The sequence below is a fragment of the Levilactobacillus brevis ATCC 14869 = DSM 20054 genome (assembly GCF_001433855.1).
GTDB lineage: Bacteria > Bacillota > Bacilli > Lactobacillales > Lactobacillaceae > Levilactobacillus > Levilactobacillus brevis.
Genome location: NZ_AZCP01000001.1, coordinates 461350 through 480127, shown reverse-complemented (window position 1 = coordinate 480127; position 18778 = coordinate 461350). Strand labels below are relative to the sequence as shown.

The window sequence follows — 18778 nt, the reverse complement described above, 5'->3', positions numbered from 1 at the left end:
TGAGGATTGTCTCAGCTTCGATTATAAGTTTAAATCTTGGTGATAGTTCAACGGCCCAAGATCGGTCGCTTGTGTAATTAACGTTGCAGCTAGCTCGCGATAACGCTTCAATCCCAGTTCAGCGACTTCGTTAGAGCGTTGGGTCAGGTAGCGACTAAGTTCAGTGCCACTGAGAGTCTGTGCCCCACGGTCCGTTTCTTGGACTGCCTGTTTGAAGGCAATTCGCAAGGCCTTTTGCGTCTCACTGACTGTAGGCAAAGCGGTGTGGTAGTGGGCATCTAGCAACACACTCACTAACTTGTAAGTCCAGTAGGCAGACTTTGAATCGTAAGTTTCGGTGCCCAAGTGATAGGCTGACGGAGTACTATCGATGCCAGCGTAGAAGGGCACGTAAACACTTTGGGCACCGACGCCCATGGCCAACCACTGAATGCCGGCCAAGCCGGGAGTCATATTTGGTCGCAGCTGTAAGACGTGCGATTCTTGCGTTTTGGCGAGACTAACGGGTCGGAAGCGATGTTTTTGTTCAGCGGTCCCTGATCCCACAGGATCGTAAGGTGTCTCCTCAAAGTGGCTACTCAGGTATTGCTGGGCGTCATCAACCGACAAGAGTCGATCGGCGTATTGAATAAAAGGCAAATCAAATGATTGCGGTTCCTGTGAGACTTGGGGTGTGAAGCGTTTCTGACCGTACCAAACCCGTGGGGTATTGTAGTACAAATCGGATTGATCTTGGGTCCCAAAGATTTCACGCCAAATAAAACGGTCTGGATGGGGATTCAAGTGATTATCGGTCACAAATGCTTGCAGATTTTTAGCAAACATGAAGTTATCCGCATCGGCAAAATCGACGGCCTGGATAGCCATCTGGTTAGCTACGACTGCATAGGCGTTAGCTGGGATACGTTGAGCTACCCAGTAATGACCAGCACCGGTCTCTAGGTACCAGGCTTCTTGTTGGTCAGCAAACAAAATCCCATTAGATTCATTTGTTCCGTATTGTTCGATCAGTTGACCGAGTCGTGCAACACCTTCTCGGGCCGTCTTCACGTAGGGTAAGACGACAGTAACCATAGCCTCTTCACCCAGGCCGTCCTTAACTAGCGGATCAGCGCCCAAGACGCGTTCATTAGAATAGGTGCTTTCAGTGGCACTCATGGCGACACCGTATTCATTAATACCGTCCTCTTCGAATAGACCGTACTTGTCAGTCCATTCAGGTGTGGCTGTGTATTTGGCGGCCTGTGTTGGCAGTGGCATAGTGAAGCCATTGTCTGTGCTGACAAACTGTGGTGGGGTAGCAACGGTTGTGGCGGGATGTACGATGAAATGCTTGGGCCAAGCGGCTTTAGCATCTTCATTACGACCGATCAAAACGGACCCGTCCATTGTTGCCTGCGGGCCAACTAAGATACTGGTACAAGCGGAATAATTCATGGGAGCGCTCCTTTCAAAATTTTGAATAAAATTACATTCCTATTTTAGCATGATTAGATTATTGTCGCTTAATTTCGGGGGCATTTTAATTATTTTGTTTATTATTCTCATAAAAGCAAATATTTATACAGTCGGTGTGAAAACCGAAGTACCGGGTAAATCGCCGTCTAGGTTTTCCAAGTGGCCCAACCAGACGCATAGTTTCACTGGTCAAGTGCTAGGGGATGTGGTTAAATAATGAAAACGACTATCCTGTGGAAGGGGCGAATAATGAGAATTATGTTAGAAAAGAGTCGCCGTGAGGTGGGCAAACACCTTTTAATTATGATTGGCTCGGCATTGATTACGGCCATTGCGCTAAATGAATTTCTGGTACCGGGTAAGATTTTCAGTGCCGGGATTAACGGGGTCTCACAAATTATCGCAACTTTGCTACAAATGGGCGGTATTCATGTGAGTACTGGGTGGTTTATTTTGCTGTTTAACATTCCAATTGGATTATTGGGATGGTTCAAGGTTGGCCGTGGCTTCACAGTCTATTCAATTATGGTCGCGGTTTTGACTTCGGTGTTAGCCATTGTGGTGCCCGTCTCAAATATTTCCAACAACTCGTTATTAGCGGCACTGTTTGGTGGTATCTTAACGGGTGTCGGCGTGGCTTATCCGTTGAAGAATGGGTTTTCCACTGGTGGTATGGATATTGTTGCCGTGGTTTTGGAGAAGACGACCGGGCGGACAATTGGGACGCTGATGATGATCATTAATTTTGGTATTGTGATTGTGGCAGGATTTCTCTTTGGCTGGGAAAGTGCACTGTATACGATTATTTCGATTTATGCCATGTCACGGGTAGTTGATAGCATTCACACGCGGCATCAAAAACTGACAGCGTTTATTGTGACAACTCAGCAAGATGCCGTTATTGCCGAGTTGAATCAACGTTTAATTCGAGGCATCACTGTGATGCCATCGTTTGGGGCCTACACCCGTAAAGAAAGTGCCGTGTTGATGACCGTGATTTCTCGTTATGAGCTGTACGAATTGGAACATGCGGTTAAAGACGTTGATCCCCATGCGTTTGTTAACTTAGTGAACACGGTCGACATCGAAGGGAATTTTTATGATGAAACGGCCCAATTAAAATTACGGCAGCATCAAAAATAACGAGTGGTTATAATAAAATTGCTCCGAGCTACCAGAACCGGTATAATGATGGGTATCTAAGAAGAGAAGGGAACGAAACTCAATGCCAATCGTAAACATCGACTTAATTGCTGGTCGTTCACAAGACCAACTCAAGGCTTTAGTTCAAGACGTGACGACCGCTGTGACTAAAAACACGGGGGCTCCTGCTGAACACGTCCACGTTATTTTACGTGAAATGCAACCTAACCGTTACGGCGTGGCCGGCGTTTTAAAGAGCGACGAAAAGTAAAAAAACATTTGTGAAAACTTATAAACCGCCACCAACGCCGACAAATTCAGCTTGGTGGCGGTTTCATTTGGAAAAGTAATTGGCGTAGCCGTGACTTTTCGGTATACTAGAAGCATGTGCGACATCACGGCAAAATAAGGCCGTTGCTAACAACGAATGAATGGAGAGTCGAACAATGAATGATCAACAATACATGATGGCAATTGACGAAGGGACGACGAGTACCCGGGCTATTTTATTCGACCGGCACGGCCAAATCGCGGGACAGGCACAGCGGGAGTTTCATCAATACTTCCCCAAGCCCGGTTGGGTCGAACATGACGCCAATGAAATTTGGAACGCAGTCCAATCAGTCATTTCTGATGCCCTAATTGATTCTGATGTTCAACCGTATAAGGTCCGGGGAATTGGGATTACGAATCAGCGGGAAACAACGATTATTTGGGATAAACGGACAGGCGAGCCAATCTACCATGCAGTTGTGTGGCAGTCTAAGCAAACTAACGAAATTGCCGATCAACTAAAAGCAGATGGCTATCAAGAAGCCATCCATGAAAAAACGGGATTAGTTATTGATTCCTATTTCTCGGCGACGAAGATTCGCTGGATTTTGGATCACGTCGATGGCGCGCAGGAGCGGGCTGAACGGGGTGAACTGTTATTTGGAACGATTGATACGTGGATTTTGTGGAAATTAACGGGCGGTCGCGTGCATGCGACGGATTACACTAATGCGAGTCGGACCATGTTGTATAATATTCATGATTTGACGTGGGATCACGAAATCCTAGATTGGTTAAATATCCCAGCAGCAATGTTACCAGAAGTTCGGTCGTCCTCTGAAATTTATGGCTATACCGCTGGCTATACCTTTAGCGGTGTCCAAGTACCCATTGCGGGGATTGCTGGGGACCAACAGGCCGCCTTATTTGGGCAAACGGCCTTTGACAAAGGAATGATCAAAAACACTTACGGAACTGGGGCCTTCATCGTGATGAATACGGGGGAAGAACCTACGCTTTCACACAATGGCTTGCTAACCACGATTGCCTACGGGATCAATGGCAAGGTCACGTATGCGCTAGAAGGGTCCATCTTCGTAGCGGGATCTGCGGTTCAGTGGCTGCGTGATGGGATGCGGTTCTTCGATCACGCTAGCGAGTCCGAAAAAATGGCGGTGGATGCGCAAACGGCGGGTGATGTTTATGTTGTGCCGGCCTTTACAGGTCTGGGTGCCCCTTACTGGAATCAAGAAACTCGCGGGGCTGTATTTGGTTTGACGCGGGGAACCACGCGCGAACAATTCGTGCGGGCGACGGTCGAAGCTATCGCTTATCAAACTCGAGACGTTGTGGACACGATGGTCCAAGAGGCCGGTTTGAATCTACAATCGTTAAGTGTAGATGGTGGCGCGTCGAATAACGATTTCTTAATGCAGTTTCAAGCGGATATTTTAAATACCCCAATCAAACGGGCAGCAATTAATGAAACAACTGCGCTTGGTGCTGCCTACTTGGCTGGCTTAGCGGTTGGTTTCTGGCCTAACTTAGCAGCTATTCGTGATATGCATCAAACGGGTGAAGAATTTACGCCACTGATGGCGGAAGATAAACGGCAAAAATGTTATAGCGGTTGGCAGGCAGCCATTAAGGCAACGCAAGCTTTCCATCAAGAATAATGGAGCAGATAGCAAAAAGTCGGCGTTGGCCGGCTTTTTTTGTGCCCTCAGAAAATAGGCATGGGATATAAATGCTATGGTTAGTTAAACGTTAAAATTATTGAGAAACAATTATTGATTATCGTTTATCGATATGCTATTATCGAAAATGAGTAAAAGGGAGATGCTAATCATGTCAAAGTGGTTGAGTGCGGGACTAAACGCGATTATGATTTTTGGTAATATTGCAGTGTTCTTCATGTATCTTTGCTTTATCGTACCGTTTTATTACCTATACGAAGCAATTTCCGGCCGTATCGTTAATAGTATTTTAACCGGGGATGATTTTTTATTGACGCCAGGAAGGCATGTCATTTCTGCGGCCGTGATGCAGAGTTTTCCCAGTTGGCCATATGCTATTTTGATGGCCATTGGGATTGCCATCAATGTATGGGCTGGTATTAAGTTCTTGCGAGCGTTATTGGAAATTTTGGAAAATATTGATCAACAACACTATTTTTCTACAGAGAATGTTGGCTCGTTAAAAACAATGGTGATGGCCCAATTGGTGATGGTGGTAGCCGATGTATTTATGGCTAGTGGGAACCAGCTGTCTAGTAGTTGGTTCTTCCGCATTAACAACGGTGTTGCTTCGGCAACGTGGCCGACTTGTTTCGATGATTTATTTGTCGCGATTGCCTTGGGAGCCATCTATGTGACGTACCAGCATGCGATGGCCATCAAGGCTGAGAATGACTTGACCGTTTGAATGATGGGAAGGTGACGGTGTGATTAAATTAACGCTAAACGTTGTGATGGCAGAACATAACATCAGTAGCCAAGAATTGGCCCAGTTGGTCGGCATTACACCTGCCAATTTATCAATTTTGAAAACGGGCAAGGCTAAGGCAATCCGGTTCAGTACATTAGAGAAGATTTGTCAGGCACTGGATTGTCAGCCAGGTGATATTCTACAATACGTTGAAGAGTAAGTGAGGGGTCAGGGACAAAAGTCTCGACCTCTTTTGCGTTGCCGAGTATTGGGTACCAAAACGTGCGCTAAAAGGCAACTAGTTCCGGCTTAATCTCGTCAGCCAGGTCCCACTCTCTTTCGATGGGGGCTCGCCAACGCGTAAAAATCGCCCAGATTCGCGTATCTGGTAGCGTTAGTTATGTTGCTTAATTAATGCTGATGATATAATATGATTGTGAGCAATATATTTCAATCATTATATAACGTAAATGAAGATAAAACGACTGGCGGGAAAGCTGGGTCGTGAACTTTTTTTGGGAGCAGGGACTTTATGAAATTACAAAAGATTATTTTAGCTGGAGCAGTAGCGTTAGGACTTGCAGGAACGGCAATCGTCACGGAACCAACGTTGGCGGCAGCGGCTAGTTCATCAGTGGCCATTGATGGCAATTTTTCTGATTGGCAAGATGCTAATTTAACCGAAGGCTATAATGGGGACACGGCACTTGTGAGTTCCGGGAAATACGTTGAGGTTTACGTGAAGATGAAAAATGGTCCCGTACCTGGTTATGGGGATTATAATTTCACGATTGACGGGCAAAAATACTACATTTGGTCAGATAATATTCCAAGTAACGTCAGTAAAGGGGAAACTAAAAAGGTGACGTTTACTGGTGGTAAGACCAATGAAGGCACGCAGTATGGTGCTGTGGGAACTGGCTATGTATCAAATGATGGCACGCACAACCTTGCGGAATTTCGAGTGGATTTGACGGCTTTGGGCTTGACGAAAGCGGCTAATGGCAAATCCGTCACGATGGCCAACCCCAACATTGGTAGTGACTCGGCTTCAACAACGGTTGACGATCTGACGAACGCGGCGACTAGCGATAGTGCGAGCTCATCAAGTGCAACTGGTGTGGTTGCGGGTAAAGAAGACCAATCGTCTAAGGCAACGACTACCACGGACGGTAATGCCAATAACGATAATGATAACTTAAATATTGTGATTGACGGTAAGTTTGCTGACTGGAAGCATGTTACCTTAACTGAAGGGTACAATGGCTATACCGCCATGGTTAGTGATGGCAATTACGTCTACGTTTATGTCAAAATGAAGTATGGCTTAGTTCCGGGCTATGGTGACTATAACTTTGATATTGGTGGTCAGAAGTACTACGTTTGGTCTAAGGAAATGCCAACTAGTCCGGTGAGTGCGGGCGATGCTAAGGCTGTCAGCTTTACTGGTGGTAAATGGAACGAAGGCGGCCAATACGGCACCGTTGGTGATGGTTATGTCTCTTCCGAAGATGGTCATAATATTGCTGAATTTAAAGTGGATCTAAGAAAGTTCAATCTATCGACAATGACTGGACAAACGATTACGATGTATAATCCAAATATTGGTAATGAAAAAGTGACGGTGGCCGGTGGTTCAACTGGGCCGTATGTCATTGCTGGAATCGGTGTGGTTATTGCGGGACTAGGTTACTGGCGGTTACGTAAATCCGGTAGGCTTGGTCGATCAAAAACATCCACTTCCGGTAAATAGTGTGGTATGATAATGGTTTGTGATTGATAGTTAGTGATTGCCACGATCAAAGTGGTGAGCTGACGGTAATTGGCTAACGAGAACGTTTGATAAGTTGATTAATTAGGACGGATACGTATGAATATCAAAATCCTATTGGGCATTGTGATATGGCTATATGGACTTTCAGTGCTCAAGCGAGCGCGGTTATCTGCCTTCTATTTTATTGTGGGGAGTGCCGGGCTTTTTTTCATTTTAACCGCGATTAGCCGGCCATATTGGGTATGGTTCTTTACGCATGCCGTGATTCACGGTGTGGCTTTCTTTGGCACCTTGTCACATTGGTGTACGATTATGTTCAAAATGGGATTGGTTTATATTACTAATACGGGCAATCCCGTAGTGATGTCAATTGATTACGAGTGCTCAGGCATTATTGAGACGTGTGCCTTCGTAGCCTTGGTGGTCTTTTTCCCGATGTATCAGCGAAAGGAAAAAGTCTTCTACGCGGTCTTCGGTGTGCTGTATATCTACGCAATCAATGTTTTACGGCTGGTGGTTGTGATTATCATCGTGCACTTTGGCGGCGGTGAGACCTTTTTCCTAGCCCACTCCGTGATTGGTCGGTTACTATTTTATGTTTTGGTGATTGCGCTGTATTACAATGTCTTCACGTATTCGCAATTGGCACGAGGTATCTATCGGGAATTCATTGATTGGAGGCAAGAAAAGTCGTGATGTACTGGATCAATTTAGCCTTGACGCGGATGGGCTTCTGGATTACTTGGGCGCTGATCCCCATTGTGGTTGAAATTATCCCGGCTTTGATCTCAACGGCTAAGCTGATGCACTTGCATCGTCATGAGCCGAAATTAACGCCGCCTGGTAAGTGGCCGTGGGTGACGATCATTGTTCCCGTTTATAACTCGGAGGACACGCTGTTTGAGTGTATTCAATCAATTAATGAGCAAACCTATCCTAAAGAGGCCATGCAAATTATTCTAGCTGACAATCAGAGTACCGATGGCAGCTTTGGAGCGTATGCCCGGGCACAAAACACCTTTCCTGAATTGATTTTACGTTATGTGAATACTGATAAGGGGAAAGCCCGGGCGTTAAATACGGCGATTTACGAAAGTATTGGTATTTACGTGATTAATATTGACAGCGATGGGTTGTTAGAAAAGAATGCTGTTAAGAATATGGTATTGCGTTTTGAAAATGATTTAAGTATTGCGGCTATGACTGGCGCGATCCTACCAAAAGAGGAACTGGTTCAAAAGGTCAAGGGGTTCGGTCACCGGCTATTGGCCAAGAACGAATACTATGAGTACGCGCAGGCCTTCTTATCGGGACGAACGATTGAAGCGTCACGCGATCAGTTATTTACCATGTCCGGTGCGTTTTCAGCATTCCGACGGGAAGTCTTAATGGAGACGTTCTTGTATGATATTGATACCATCGGTGAGGACACGGATATGACGTTTCAGATTCGTACCCGGTTAGGTAAAAAAGTGGTTATTTGTGCCGATGCCATCTTTTATGTTGAGCCGATCTCTGGTTTTTCTGAACTGTATACACAACGCCAGCGCTGGCAGCGCGGTGAGTTGGAAGTTACCGAAAACTATATGAAGCAAACGGCTAGTTTAAAACGATTTTTTAAAAACTTCTTAGTTCGACGAATGATGATTGACCATACGTTTACATTTCCCAGAATGATCTGGACATTTGCCACAGTCGTTTTAATTGCCTTTGGTTATTCATCACTGATTCTGCTGTTGTCATACCTGTTGATTTATGCCCTATACGTTGTCGTTGCGGTGGTCAACTTTGTGAGTGTGAGCATCCTGTTACAACCGTACCCGACGGAGCAACGTTTTTATTTACGGTTGTGGTGGGTAACGTTGACGTTACCTGTATATATGTTCATTTGTTCTTGGATTCGTTTAATTGGGATTATTAACGCGATGACGACGAAGGCTTCATGGAAGATGCGGGGCTTATCGGAGGAAAAGAACCGATTAACCGCCGTTATTCGTGATGATGTCCAGACAATCCGGCAACGATGGCGGCAAGCACGGAAAGGAAAGCGAGATTAGCAATGAAACAACGCTCTTATAAAATCAAATCCTATGTTAATGCCAGTCATGCGGTTCGATGGGAATCGGGGACGGGTAAAAAGCATAACCATACTTGGGAAATCGTCTGTGAACTTCATGTGTTTGAAGGGATGGTTTCATTCTTTGAAATTGAAAAATCCTTAAATAAGGCTATTAATGCTTTGTCGGGACAATATCTCAATGATCTGCCCGAGTTTCAGGTGATTAATCCTACGGTGGAAAATGTCACTGAGTATTTATTTAATGAGATTGATTCGATCTTGCGGCAAAACAATGCTGTTCTGTTACGAATTGAAGTCAGTGACTCGCCAACCCGATCTTATTGTATCGACATAACTGAGCGCCAGTTCCCAACCGAGGCGGAAGTTTTGCCAGATCAGTCGGCGTCACAGGATGATATAGATGCATAGATTTTATCAATTCAGCCAAGCCGTTATTAATTGGGCGTGGCGAATTTTGTTTTTTCTGATGTTATTCTTTGCCATTACATCACCCAATATTATTTTAGGGGATAATCCAACGTTTGGGACCAGTACGACCATGGTGACGACCGGACTGGTGTTGGGATTAGTGGCCGTGTTAGTCATGAATTATGCTTATCCAGAGATTCACGCGTGGTTGGTTGCTGTGTTCATTAAAAAACGGCTATTAACTGGCAGCATCATGCTCGGGGTGGTGCTTGCTGGGCAAATTTTCTTAATCATCTTTGTTCATCCGGCCAGTGGTTTTGATGCCGGGATGCTTCATTATGCGGCAACCAGTGCCAAACATGTCCAAGAAGTCAATGTTATGGCTTATTACAGTTTGAACCAAAACAACCTGCCAATCATGTTGTTTATGCATTGGCTAACCGAACTAACGGGTCAAACCTCGTGGCTGTTTTTTGATTTTGTAACGCTATTCTTTGTGGATCTGTCGGCAATCTGCAACTTGATTAGTGTGTGGTTAGTGCGACCGCGAGCATTGGGGGCAGCCATCTATCTGCATGTTGGCTGGTTAGCGGTTTTTCCCAGCATTATTATGCCGTACACCGATGCTTGGGGATTACCACTGGTCTCAATTTATCTGCTTTGCTATTTTGCGATGCGTAAGTCCACGTTACCCGCGTTAGTGCGCGTGCTGGCAGCGAACGGCTTTGGTATTAGCGTGACGTTGACATACTTTATCAAGCCTTCTGCCATTATCCCGGTCATTGCGATTGTCATTATTGAGTTGCTGGAGTGGTTCATTCGGCGTAAACCAGTATCAGATCAGGTATGGTTTATGGCGGTAGCACTGCTAGTCATGGTCGGTGGAAGCGCTTGGCATACGTATCAGTATGCTAACCAGAAAGTCCAGAGTCAGACTTATATTCAGTTGAACAAAGCTCGGGCAATTCCAGCCATTCATTTTATGGCGATGGGGGTCTATGGCTCGGGCGGCTATAGTGCCAAACAAGCTGTTCAGATGGCAGTATTACCAACATCTAAGCAAAAAACGGACTACTCTGTTACCATGTTGACGAAGCGATTAAAGAAGCTGGGACCGATCGGCTACTTGACCTTTTTGGTTAAGAAACAACGAAATAATACGGCCGATGGTACCTTTGGTTGGCTGAAAGAAGGACACTTCTTTCATGATAACCAGCGGCCAAATAACCGGGGGATCAGTAACAAGTTAAAGAATTTTCTCTATCTATATGGGCGGCATATCGCTGATTTTCGGTTTATCGCGCAATTCTGGTGGATTATTCTGTTAAGCATCATTGCATTGGGATTTGGGCCACAGCGACACGTCATTCAAATTCTACGATTATCGATGGTTGGCGGCTTCTTATTTTTACTGTTGTTCGAAGGTGGTCGTAGTCGATACTTAATTCAATATTTACCGTGTCTGTTACTACTAGCAGCCTTTTCGTTCGACCGAGCGGTGGCTAATGTGCGACAACTGTGGGGTTGGTATACTGAAAAGTTAGCCGCGGCAATAGCTGCTGACGAAGAGAGTATGTGAAGGTAAGCTGGCACCAGATATTTGGCAACCCAAAAAAGGAGTTTGAGACTTTTGTCTCAGACTCCTTTTTTGGGTTTTATCCGGCATAGCCTAATCGGCGCTTAGCGCGTCAATCGGATTCAGACTTGCTGCATGGCGGGCTGGTAAGTAAGCCGCGATGAGGGCAATCACGATGGCAATCACAAAAGTTGTGATGATATTGCCAAGGGTAATCTGAATGAAGGCATATGACGCAATCTTAGATAACATCGTATTAGCTAATGCACCTAAGCCTAATGCAATCACCGTTGCCAGTACGGCACTCAGAACACCAATAATGAGGGATTCACTGATGAACAGGCGTCGAATATCAGCCTTGCTTTCACCTAAAGCACGTAAAATCCCAATCTCCTTGGTCCGCGCACTAACGGACATGTACATGGTGACAATGATCATCAGTGCAGAGACAATCAGGGAAATGGCTGCAATGGCTGCTAGAATGGAAGAAGCTAAGTGAACATACGTCTGAACGGTGCTAATCAAACTAGTAATTGATGTGGCGGCATATAATCTGGTGCCGTCATTTTTGAGTTTATTAATTTGCTTAACCACACCGTTGACACTCCCCAGCTTATCAATAGAAACGGCTAGAGCGGCCGGCTTAGTACTAACGTTGGCCTTGTTGAGAGCCTTGACCAAGGTGTTGGTGTTAACCGCTGTAATTGACATCGCCCCAGTGGAACTTTCAGCGATACCCGCTACTTTGGCTTTAAAGGTCACTTTGGTAGGTCGATTATTCGCGTTAGCGGTGGAATAGCTAACCGTGACGGTTTTACCAATTAGTGATTTCCAATCCTTTTTATTGAGCTGTTTAGCAACCGCAGTTTTATCAAGGACAATCTCGCCAGCCTGAGGTTTGTGACCGACTTTGATGGAAGACGTCGTTGCAGAACTGGTCCAGTTGGATGCGGTACTAGTGGTGACTGACTTCTTACCATGCTTGATCTTAACGTCAGTCAGTGAGTAGCTTTTTTCGACTTTAGTCACATGTTTGAGCTGTTTGATTTGACTGATTTGTGTCTGACTAAAGGTTTTGGGCTTGGTTGTGGTGGTTCCCATCCCCATTGCTGCCCGTTGACTTTCAGCCTGTGCCTGCTGCTTGTTGGCATTACTGGTTGACTTTGTATGGCGAGAAACGGAAACGACTTGGGGGTTCGCCACATTAGTGATCTGTTCGTTGATATAGCCACTCAAGCCGTTGCCTAATCCCGAGAAGAGAATGACCGCAAACAGACCAATAGCAGTTCCCAGCATGATTAAGAAATTTTGACCAAAAGTGAACTTAAAATGTTTGAAGGCGGTTTGGTAACTGACCCGAGCCGGAAGCTTACGGGCCGTTAAGCGCTCAGCATCTCCAGTAACTGGATAAGGCTGGCGGATTGAGGTATCACTGTCGATCTTGCCGTCGACCAGCTGTACAATCCGGGTCCCAGCATCCGCCACGGCTTGTGAGTGGGTCACGGTAATGACCAGTCGACCTTCTTTGGCAATATCATTTAAAATGTCGAGAACTTCAGCCGTATTTTGTGAATCCAACGCACCAGTCGGTTCATCGGCAATGATGATCTGGGGATCGCTTGCCAAGGCCCGCGCAATGGCGACCCGTTGCTTTTGTCCACCAGATAATTGGTTAGGATATTTCTTAGCCTGCTCGGCCAATCCGACGCGTTCCAACAGATGGTTTGCCCGGTCAACCCGCTGTTCCTTAGTCAAAGTTGTCATGTCTAATGAAATTAAGACGTTGTCGAGGACTGTTAAGTGGTTGACTAAATTGTAAGCTTGGTAGATGTAGCCAATCGTTTCCCGCCGGAACCGATCCAATGATTTTTCATTGCGGTGATCGATAGGCTTACCATTTAGCTTGACTTCACCTTGGAATTCCCGGTCCAAGCCGCCAATAATATTCATTAATGTGGATTTACCACCACCAGATTCACCTAAGATAGAAACAAATTCACCTAGATTGAAATCTAAGTCAATTCCCTTTAAGACGGGAAATTCTTCTTTACCTAAATAATAGGACTTGTGGATATCCTTTAACTGTAAAATCGCCATTCGCTCGCTCCTCTGAATGTATTAAGGTTTAACATCATATTTTTCTGTTTAACTTTTGTGAAGCCTAGGTTACGCTTGACGGATTTGAAAGTCAAATTACTTTAACATAAAATTGAAATATTTAATGTTTTGGTGAAATGTGGTACACTAAGACGACTTTAAGTTGCTGTGGGAGGTGGTCAGTCATGAAACGAGAAACGAAGAAAAAAATAAATCGACAAAAGTTAGTGGATGCGGCCTTTGAGTTAATGAGTACACAAGGTATTCAAGAGACCAGTGTTAAAGCGGTGAGTGAGGCTGCTGGGATTTCTTTTGTGACGATGTATAAGTATTTTCCCACGAAGGATGACCTCGTAATGGCTGTGGTACAACGCTTGTTTGAAAAACATATGACGGCCATGATGGCCCTCGCCAAGGATCAGAGCTTGAGTTTTCAAGAACGATTACACGCGTTTTTGCGATATGCAGCCAATTTACGTGATGAGTTTTCTTCACACGTGGGACACGAATTTTTTGAATTTGCCCATCGCCACCCGGAGCTAAGAACGCAAGTCAACCAATGGCAAGATGAATTCTGGCAGTTGGTCATTGCCGATGGGCGACGAAGTGGACTAGTGCGCGCCGAAATTAGTGATCAGGCGGCGCGACTCTTTATTCAAATGATGGAGGCCCAAGCTATCGCGGAGGGGCCTTTGTCTGAGACGATGATGGTTCAGCTAGAGGATTTGTGCCTGTACGGTTTGGCGGGAAGGGAGCATGGGGCGCAATGAAACGGCTTTATTTTTTGTGTACGGGAAATTCCTGTCGCAGTCAGATGGCAGAGGGGTTAGCCCGTAACATACTAGATCCCAGTTGGCACGTAGCGAGCGCCGGAATAGAAGCGCATGGACTAAATCCACTAGCCGTTCAGGTGATGGCCGAGATTGGCATTGATATTTCGCAGCAGACGTCAACGGTCATTGATCTGGGTTATTTAAGACAGTGTGATTTGGTCGTGACGTTGTGTGGCGATGCGCGAGATAGATGTCCCGTGACCCCGGCCACGGTTAAGCGAATTCACTGGCCACTAGCTGATCCAGCTCAGGCTACAGGAAGTGTGGCCGAACGTTTATTAATTTTTCGGCAGGTTCGTGATGAAATTGCTAGGCATATTAAAGAAATTTAGTATGCCGTTAATAAGAATCCCTGACAGTTGCCTTGCACAAAGACGGGGATTTTTTTCTATAACGGTTATCTGATAAACGTTTAACTGTCAAAAAAGTTATGGCGGGTTGTCAGTTGCAAATTTTAATGGTATCGACAAGAATATAGTAGATACGATTGTTAGAAATTGGCGATCAGGATTGTGAGAGTTGTGGAAAAGGTAGGTTGGGGATGTGAAACGAGACGACTGGCAAACAGTTTATCAGGAATTGGCGGATATTATTGGGGAGACGGCTACGCGTAAAGTTTATCAGCATTTTCGAGGGAGCAGTGTGAGCTTTCCGTTACGTTTGCTGACGCACCAAGCGCTGGTAACGCGTGTTCAGCAAGACTACACGGTGGGGATGACGATTCACGAGTTGGCACATAAGTATCAACTAGCCGATCGGACAGTCCGTAATTATTTACGGGAAAAAGTGAAGTAATCATACAATCAATTTGACTTGCAAAGTGTAATGTCGAACGAATTTTTATCTGCCATAAAGATTTGCTACTATGATGATATCAAGAAAACATTTAGGTGGTGGAATTTTGTGGAAGTAGATAATGATGCATTACAAGCAACTTATAAAAAACTGGCTGACTTGTTGGGCGATGATCTGATGATGAAGTTTTACCAAGAATTCCGGGGGACTCAGTTGAGCTTGCCGATGAAGCTTTATGATCGAGAAGGCGCGGCCAAGGCGGTTCGTCGACATTATCCGGAAATGACGGTTAAAGAACTTGCCGATACGTATGGTTATACGCAACGTTGGGTGAAACAAGAGTTAAAACAGGCAAAAACGGATCAGTAGCTAAAGTAACTGGTTCCGTAATTGTGAATCAATAGGTGTTAAAATAGTTATGGATAAAATTAATCAGTCGAGTAAATGAGGAGTGACGGGTGTGAAACGGTGGTGGAAGGCCACTTGGTGTAGCATGATTGTGTTGACGATGGTGGTAGTAACCGGACAGGCCTTAACGGCGACGGCTGCCACTAAGGCAGTAAAACCCAGGGTCAATCGGACGGTCAAGGCACCAACTAAGCACCAATATATCTTAGTGATGGGTCACGGAGCTGGTGATAGTGGTGCGCGAGGCAATGGCACCACGGAGGCAATGTTTTTGCGGCAACATTTATTGCCTCAGCTGAGAAAGTATGCCAGAAAAGTCAAACATAGTCAGGTGACGTTTTATAATCCTAAACAGGATATTGTGAAGGATACATTGACCTACCATAAAGGGTCCTACAAGCTAAACCGCCATGCCACCGTCGTTATGTTTCATTTGGATGCAGCCGGTGGTCATGGTGGTCATGTGACTATTCACAAGCGGCGGCCAACGGCACGTGATAAACGACTGGCGCAGGTGATTAAAAAGTATGTTGGCTTGAATCGGGCCTATCATGGCTATAGTTATCGAACAGACCTGAAAAACTGTAATGTTTTGCGAAAACGTGGGATTGACTATAGTTTAATTGAGACGGGGTTCATTACGAATCGGACGGATATGGCTCATATTCGTAAAAATATTGGTAAAATTGCGAAGGCAGATATTGAAGCGATTACACATGAAAATATTCGGTGAGGTTAATTATAATTGGGGGTGTCGAGAAATCAGGGGGATTTCTCGACACCCTTTTTGCGTAAATATTTAGAACGATGAGGTGGAGTGAATGGCTCATAGCGATTGGCAAGTTATTTATCAGGAGTTAGCGGATGTTATTGGTGAAGAAGCAACTTTGAAAGTTTTTATGAATTTTCGGGGGAGCACGGCCAACTTTCCGTTGAATTTGGTACGGCATGATGTTACGGTTCAACACGTTCAGTTTGATTACCAGCAAGGTTGCTCGATCCATCAGCTGAGTCAAAAGTATGATTTGGCTGAACGGACCGTGCGGAATTATTTGCAACACAACCGACAAACAGGTTAGAAAGTAACCTGTGAAAGAACAACCAGTTTTGCGGGTCGGAAAAGTTTTATGTGACCAAGTAGGTTGTGTATAGTGATAGTAGAGACTGTTGGTAATTCAAAACAATACGGATAATTGTTTTCCTGCCGGAAACGATACTCAACTAAGAGTGCTGTTTTAAGTGTAGTGAACAATTTATGTAAAATTTTGAGTTAGCAAGAGTTTTACCCCATCACAGGCTGAGGGTTTCAAGCTGGCTGTAATCAAGTTATATAATCACGAACTAGCTAGCGTAAAATACTGCTGATTCAAGATTGGATCATTAGATCAAATCTGAATCCGCAGTATTTTTTTGTGGACTTATATTGACTTACGCCAGAGACGTGGTATATTAGAAGCACCAAAGGTGAGTAAATACTCACCTAGCTATTTTTACCTACTTGAGGCTAAAAATAGCTATTATTTAGATCATTTAGGTGAGTAATTACTCACTTTAATTAAGGGAGTGTTCATATGTCAACGACTATGATTGCATTAAGTCATTTAGCTAAGCAGTTTGGTGAGCAAACAGTGCTAAAGGATATTAATTTGACAGTTAACGGCGGTGAAATTGTTGGTCTAATTGGCCCATCCGGTGCTGGTAAATCAACCGTTATTAAGGTCGCATTGGGGATGGAAGTCGCTAGTGGTGGCAATGCCGCGGTGTTAGGGACCACGATGCCTAATCGAGAATTGTTAGGTCAAATTGGTTACATGGCCCAGACAGATGCCTTATATGAGACGTTAACGGCACAAGAGAATTTAAAGTTTTTTGGACTGATGAAGGGCATTAAAACAGCAGATATGAACCAGGCCATCAGTCACGTGGCCCAGGTGGTTGATTTAACACCAGACCTGAACAAACGCGTGGCCGGGTACTCCGGTGGGATGAAACGCCGTTTATCATTAGCCATTGCCTTATTAGGTGATCCGGAACTCTTAATTTTAGATGAGCCAACCGTGGGGATTGATCCAGCACTCCGGCGACAAATCTGGGCCGAACTTGGACGGCTACGGGATGTGGGACGTAGTATCTTGATTACGACCCACGTGATGGATGAAGCCGAGTTAGCTGATCGCGTAGCTCTGTTGCTTGATGGCAAAGTGATGGCCTTTGATCGACCGGCTGCCTTAAAAGAACAGTACGGTGTTGCCACGATTGAGGATGTCTTCTTAAAGGCAGAGGGGGTGGAAGCATGAGAACCATTGCGATTATGAACCGGGTGCTAAAAGAATTATTTCGGGATAAACGAACGCTGGCGTTAATGTTTGTGGCACCCATCCTAATTATGTTGTTGATGAGCGTGATCTTTAATACCAATTCGACCACTGATGTTAATGTAGCTACCGTTTCTGTCTCATCGAAGCTCAATGAAGAACTGGGAAGCCTGAAGCACGTTACCGTTAAGAGCTATGATACTAAAGCAGACGCGAAGCACGCGTTGAACCAAGAAACGGTGGATGCTATCGTTCAAAAGTCTGGAAAGAACTATGATCTGACCTATGCCAATACCGATTCAAGTAAGACGACTGCTGTTAAGCTGGCATTCAAAAATGCCTTAACGGCAACCAGTATTTCACAATTGAAATCGGCGCTTAAGCAAAGCACAACGGCGGTGGCAAAACTGCAAGCACAACTGGCACTAGCTCAAAAAGCAGCTAATGGTCCGACAACGTCAGCCACCAACCACGTGAACGCGGTGACGCCGAAAACCAGTCAGTCCAATAATGCACCAAAGGTAACGAACCACTACGTTTATGGTGATCAGGATACCGGGTATTTTGCTAAAATGCTGCCAATTTTGATGGGCTTCTTCGTTTTCTTCTTTGTTTTCCTAATTTCGGGAATGGCGCTGTTAAAAGAACGAACGACAGGGACGCTCGATCGACTGCTGGCAACTCCCGTGAAACGATCATCGATTGTCTTTGGGTATATGCTGAGTTACGGTATTCTAGCTATTCTGCAAACGGTACTGATTGTGCTGGTAACGGTTTGGTTGCTGGGGATTGAAGTCGTCGGCAGCTTGGTGAGCGTGGTGTTAATCAACCTCTTGTTGGCATTAGTCGCTTTAGCTTTTGGGATTTTATTATCAACATTTGCCAACTCCGAATTTCAAATGATGCAGTTCATCCCGTTGGTGGTGGTTCCCCAGGTCTTTTTCTCCGGAATCATTCCCTTAGATTCAATGGCTGATTGGGTCAAAGACATTTCCTACATTATTCCGCTTAAATACTCGGGGGACGCCGTTAACGAGATTATTATGCGGGGTACCTCAATCTTTAAGCTCGGTGGTGATATTGCTGTTTTACTGGGATTTCTGATTGTCCTAACGGTTTTAAACATCGTGGGACTACGGCGCTACCGGAAAGTTTAAAAGTCAGGTAGAATAGGTGAATGGATTGTTAAAA

Annotated in this window: 20 protein-coding genes; 18 read left to right on the top strand and 2 right to left on the bottom strand. The window is 45.1% G+C overall.

The features are described 5' to 3' along the window. Positions 1-21: 21 nt before the first annotated feature. Positions 22-1437: a C69 family dipeptidase gene (locus FC61_RS02520; protein WP_035464982.1), complete on the bottom strand. Its 1416-nt coding sequence runs from the start codon at positions 1435-1437 to the stop codon at positions 22-24. Between the two features lie 279 nt (positions 1438-1716). Between FC61_RS02520 and FC61_RS02515 the strand changes: the two genes are divergently transcribed. The 10 genes from FC61_RS02515 (at position 1717) to FC61_RS02470 (ending at position 11142) form a co-directional block, all read left to right on the top strand. Further along, the gene (locus FC61_RS02515) at positions 1717-2601 is read left to right on the top strand and encodes a YitT family protein (protein ID WP_011667625.1); all 885 of its coding nucleotides are present in this window, start codon (positions 1717-1719) and stop codon (positions 2599-2601) included. Between the two features lie 82 nt (positions 2602-2683). Continuing rightward, positions 2684-2872, top strand: coding sequence for a 2-hydroxymuconate tautomerase (locus tag FC61_RS02510; protein ID WP_011667624.1), 189 nt, complete (start codon positions 2684-2686; stop codon positions 2870-2872). Between the two features lie 175 nt (positions 2873-3047). Next, positions 3048-4550: a glycerol kinase GlpK gene (gene glpK, locus FC61_RS02505; protein WP_024525293.1), complete on the top strand. Its 1503-nt coding sequence runs from the start codon at positions 3048-3050 to the stop codon at positions 4548-4550. A 172-nt stretch (positions 4551-4722) separates the two neighbouring features. Further along, a complete protein-coding gene (locus FC61_RS02500; protein ID WP_024525292.1) occupies positions 4723-5298 on the top strand; it encodes a DUF2975 domain-containing protein in 576 nt (191 codons plus the stop codon). A 19-nt stretch (positions 5299-5317) separates the two neighbouring features. Next, on the top strand, positions 5318-5521 hold the full coding sequence (locus FC61_RS02495; RefSeq protein WP_011667621.1) for a helix-turn-helix domain-containing protein: 204 nt from the start codon (positions 5318-5320) through the stop codon (positions 5519-5521). A gap of 312 nt (positions 5522-5833) precedes the next feature. Continuing rightward, complete coding sequence (locus FC61_RS02490) at positions 5834-7054, top strand: Firmicu-CTERM sorting domain-containing protein (protein ID WP_021742626.1); 1221 nt, start codon at positions 5834-5836, stop codon at positions 7052-7054. A 117-nt stretch (positions 7055-7171) separates the two neighbouring features. Next, positions 7172-7771 (top strand): exosortase family protein XrtG, encoded by a 600-nt coding sequence (xrtG, locus tag FC61_RS02485; protein ID WP_021742627.1) that lies wholly within the window; start codon positions 7172-7174, stop codon positions 7769-7771. Further along, positions 7771-9132 carry a TIGR03111 family XrtG-associated glycosyltransferase gene (locus tag FC61_RS02480; RefSeq protein ID WP_021742628.1) on the top strand — a complete coding sequence of 454 codons (1362 nt, stop codon included), beginning with the start codon at positions 7771-7773 and terminating at the stop codon, positions 9130-9132. The genes xrtG and FC61_RS02480 overlap by 1 nt, the downstream gene beginning before the upstream one ends. 2 nt (positions 9133-9134) lie before the next feature. Beyond that, positions 9135-9563, top strand: a complete 429-nt coding sequence (locus tag FC61_RS02475; RefSeq protein WP_021742629.1) for a 6-carboxytetrahydropterin synthase — start codon at positions 9135-9137, stop codon at positions 9561-9563. Beyond that, entirely contained in the window at positions 9556-11142 is a 1587-nt protein-coding gene (locus FC61_RS02470; protein ID WP_021742630.1) for a TIGR03766 family XrtG-associated glycosyltransferase, read from the top strand. The genes FC61_RS02475 and FC61_RS02470 overlap by 8 nt, the downstream gene beginning before the upstream one ends. 90 nt (positions 11143-11232) lie before the next feature. On the opposite strand, the gene FC61_RS02465 is transcribed toward FC61_RS02470, so the two are convergent. After that, positions 11233-13236 carry an ABC transporter ATP-binding protein/permease gene (locus FC61_RS02465; RefSeq protein WP_021742631.1) on the bottom strand — a complete coding sequence of 668 codons (2004 nt, stop codon included), beginning with the start codon at positions 13234-13236 and terminating at the stop codon, positions 11233-11235. Between the two features lie 185 nt (positions 13237-13421). Between FC61_RS02465 and FC61_RS02460 the strand changes: the two genes are divergently transcribed. The 8 genes from FC61_RS02460 (at position 13422) to FC61_RS02425 (ending at position 18744) form a co-directional block, all read left to right on the top strand. Continuing rightward, positions 13422-14006, top strand: coding sequence for a TetR/AcrR family transcriptional regulator (locus FC61_RS02460; RefSeq protein WP_021742632.1), 585 nt, complete (start codon positions 13422-13424; stop codon positions 14004-14006). Further along, positions 14003-14401 (top strand): arsenate reductase (thioredoxin), encoded by a 399-nt coding sequence (gene arsC / locus FC61_RS02455; protein WP_024525290.1) that lies wholly within the window; start codon positions 14003-14005, stop codon positions 14399-14401. The genes FC61_RS02460 and arsC overlap by 4 nt, the downstream gene beginning before the upstream one ends. A gap of 211 nt (positions 14402-14612) precedes the next feature. Beyond that, a complete protein-coding gene (locus FC61_RS02450; protein WP_021742634.1) occupies positions 14613-14864 on the top strand; it encodes a Mor transcription activator family protein in 252 nt (83 codons plus the stop codon). Positions 14865-14972: 108 nt separating this feature from the next. Beyond that, positions 14973-15233, top strand: coding sequence for a Mor transcription activator family protein (locus FC61_RS02445; protein WP_011667613.1), 261 nt, complete (start codon positions 14973-14975; stop codon positions 15231-15233). Between the two features lie 91 nt (positions 15234-15324). Beyond that, positions 15325-16005 (top strand): N-acetylmuramoyl-L-alanine amidase, encoded by a 681-nt coding sequence (locus tag FC61_RS02440; protein ID WP_035464985.1) that lies wholly within the window; start codon positions 15325-15327, stop codon positions 16003-16005. Positions 16006-16093: 88 nt separating this feature from the next. Further along, the gene (locus FC61_RS02435) at positions 16094-16351 is read left to right on the top strand and encodes a hypothetical protein (protein ID WP_021742637.1); all 258 of its coding nucleotides are present in this window, start codon (positions 16094-16096) and stop codon (positions 16349-16351) included. A 492-nt stretch (positions 16352-16843) separates the two neighbouring features. After that, positions 16844-17569 (top strand): ABC transporter ATP-binding protein, encoded by a 726-nt coding sequence (locus tag FC61_RS02430; RefSeq protein ID WP_035464986.1) that lies wholly within the window; start codon positions 16844-16846, stop codon positions 17567-17569. Beyond that, positions 17566-18744 (top strand): ABC transporter permease, encoded by a 1179-nt coding sequence (locus FC61_RS02425; protein ID WP_021742639.1) that lies wholly within the window; start codon positions 17566-17568, stop codon positions 18742-18744. Before FC61_RS02430 ends, FC61_RS02425 begins: the two co-directional genes overlap by 4 nt. The last annotated feature ends 34 nt before the right edge of the window (positions 18745-18778 follow it).